The following is an 804-nucleotide window of genomic DNA, read 5'->3' on the forward strand; positions in this document are numbered from 1 at the left end:
TGGCTATTTTTGGCGACAGGCGGTGGAGCGAGAGTACCCAGGTGACCCCCGTTTTCTTCAGCAAGTCCAGTTCCATGAGTTGTTTGATGTTAGTGAATATCGTTATCTGTTTCTCTCTGAAGAGGACAGGGATGTGTTTGATAAAGGACTGGATCGCATCAAAAAAGACGGTACCTATAACGCTTTGCTAGAGCAGTACGGAAACATGTTTGAGCGATATGATCCTATCGCGAAAGTCACTTCTAAAACGCGTAATTAGAAGGCGAGCAGACCAAGCATCTGGAATGCACTCGTTGCCGCACTTTTAATTTTCATTCTAGGATTTATAGACCCCATGCTCCGTGTTAGCATTGCAGAGCTTCATAGCGATACCCCCCACTTCTAATATTTGTAGGTGAAATCCGCTCCATGTCTTCTGGTGCTCCGTCACAATTTATCCACTTGCGCGTGCATACTGAGTTTTCGCTAGTAAATGGGCTTGTGCGAATAAAAGCGCTCGCTGGAAAGGTGTCGGAAAATGCCATTCCTGCTATTGCGATTACAGATCAATCGAATCTCTGTGCGTACGTAAAATTCTTCAAAGCCGTTCGAGGCGCCGGAGCAAAGCCGATTCTAGGCGCAGATATTTATCTTGAAAACGAAGAGGATGAAGCAAGTCCGTATGTGATGACCCTGCTAGCGAAAAACCAAAAGGGTTATCAAAACCTCACAGAGCTCATTTCTCTGGGCTTTACGCAAGGTCAGAAGCAGGGACGGGCGCTCATCAAACGTGCATGGCTTGAGAATGCTGCAGAAGGTTTGATC

Annotated in this window: 2 protein-coding genes; both read left to right on the top strand. The window is 46.4% G+C overall.

Annotated features, from left to right (window positions below):
- A partial coding sequence (locus A3750_RS26340; RefSeq protein ID WP_197475129.1) for a hypothetical protein occupies positions 1 to 259 on the top strand: 259 nt, incomplete at its 5' end.
- A gap of 149 nt (positions 260 to 408) precedes the next feature.
- The coding region (locus A3750_RS17930; RefSeq protein ID WP_156498701.1) for a PHP domain-containing protein at positions 409 to 804 on the top strand (396 nt) is incomplete at its 3' end.

It is taken from the genome of Oleiphilus sp. HI0079, assembly GCF_001635105.1.